We start from the raw sequence: 1,814 nt of genomic DNA, 5'->3' as shown, positions 1-1,814 counted from the left end.
GACTATCCTCGTCCGTCGCTATGCCCAGAAGTATCGCCGCTTCCTTTGAACTGACAAGCCGTCTTCTACCCACTCGCCTTCTCCCTCGGCACACTAAATTCCAAGGGAATTGGTTCGCCATCGGCCGGAGGCTTTCAACCAGCCCAGTGGCTTCATCTACAGATCTATGCGCGTGTTCGCGCTTCGTTCGACCTTAGCGTGTCTGCGGGAACGGTTCTTGTTCCGACCCCTTGGCGAACCGGGGGCCGCCCGGGAGCCGGGGAGCCGATGGAGATCCAAGCTCCTGCCGAAACACGAGGTCTGATAGAGGTGGGGCACTACCCAGGTCTCGCGGAGGTTGCCTCAGCCAAAGTTCGGCCATGTCGTCGCGCTTGAAACTAACGCGTGCGGCGGCGCGGAGGGATGTGATCTCACGTCTTCCTTCCATCGGTTGTCATGCAACCGTGTTAGAGGGTGGAGGAGTCCGGACTCGAACCGGAGGCCTCACGGCCCAGCGTGACCTGACGTCAAACTGGTAGCACCCACTACCTTCCTCCGACCGTATAATAAGTATCGAATGAACCAGATTGCGCAAGAGGCGCGCCGTCGCGGGATTACTCGTCGTCCTCTGGCTTTGCGTTCTGATGGTACTGCGCGGAATTTCGTGGCTGAAATGGCATCCGGTTGGCGGGCGACTTAATTTCCCAAGCGTAGACCTGAAACGTCGAAGAATTCGGATCTGCGGGAAACGGTGCGGTGCGCCTGCTGACCACCGCGTGAGGAAACTGAAACGTCTGGAAGTCCCTAAACAGCTTGCGAAGCATCAGCCGCCTTGCTTCAACGGTTGGGCCAAGCGTCGTGTTGTGTTGGACGTTGTTGTCCCACCGCAAAAGCGGACACCACATTCCGCGATTGTCCTTAGCATCGAATGCGGTATGCTCAAACAGCTGTTCGAGGCTCTTTCGCTTGCCGCCTAAAAGGAAGAGGCACCGGATGCCACGGTTCGCAAGCATCTCAAGGCGGATCAGATCCCAGAAAATCTTTTCAACGGAAGGGGTCGTTCGACCAATCCATTTTGACTCAACTGCGAGGGCCACCTTCCCCTCAGTATCCAGAACCACGAAATCTAGCTCAGGACGTCGACCCCTGGCGCTCATCTGCGGCGCGAGGACAGGATGTTTATATTCTGCAACAGTTCTGCCGCCACTTGCACCGTTTAGGATTTGGCCGATGGGGTGCGCCATGTACTTTTCGCTGAACAGGCTTGTGCGCCCGCATGCTGCCTCGAAGTTCAACCACGCCCCGACGCCATTCGTCAGTAGTTTTGCATAATCCATTGAGGCTCAATTCTCTCTGTGTGATATCTTTCCATACTTTGACAAATATGAATTCCCTTCCCATTCCCATGAGGCTCTCCCTCCAAGAAGGAGCACTCAATCACCCCCGTCGCTCCAATCCTGCGCGAGGTTCCCCCGGACTGGGAGGGCGCCAATAGAGCGTTCGTTTCGCGTGACGTCCTCAGCTTTCTGCGCTAACCATCCTCGTCGCGTTCCTTAGACGAGTGCGAGAACGAAGACGCCTCGTCGAAGCCTCGCCTCACCTGCTTCGCCGACGGCGTAGTGGTGATCTGGCCATCTGCGGTGGCGGGGCGATCCAGATCAGAGCGCCGGTTGCTCTAAAACGTGGTGACCCGTGCGAAGCATTGGTGCGAGCTATGCTGGAATTTGGGTGACGAGGCTGATCAAGCGGCGCTCTGTGGCTTCAGTTCAATGACCTCGATTCCGTCCTGGAACGTGGCACCTGCGATGAGTTTAGGCAACTGATTTTGTCCTTTC

Annotated in this window: 1 protein-coding gene; it reads right to left on the bottom strand. The window is 56.9% G+C overall.

All coding sequences use genetic code 11. The annotated features are described in order from the left end of the window. Positions 1 to 593: 593 nt before the first annotated feature. Positions 594 to 1,316 (bottom strand): hypothetical protein, encoded by a 723-nt coding sequence (locus EN993_RS35400; RefSeq protein ID WP_127266202.1) that lies wholly within the window; start codon positions 1,314 to 1,316, stop codon positions 594 to 596. Between the last annotated feature and the right edge of the window lie 498 nt (positions 1,317 to 1,814).

The sequence above is a fragment of the Mesorhizobium sp. M7D.F.Ca.US.004.01.2.1 genome (assembly GCF_003997785.1).
In the GTDB taxonomy this organism is placed as follows: Bacteria; Pseudomonadota; Alphaproteobacteria; order Rhizobiales; family Rhizobiaceae; genus Mesorhizobium; species Mesorhizobium loti.
The sequence above is the reverse complement of the archived record's forward strand: the minus strand, read 5'-3'. Positions and strand labels throughout refer to the sequence as shown.

Excerpts from the sequence above, each read along its gene's own strand:
- EN993_RS35400 (WP_127266202.1), bottom strand. The coding sequence starts at position 1,316 with ATGGATTATGCAAAACTACTGACGAATGGCGTCGGGGCGTGGTTGAAC.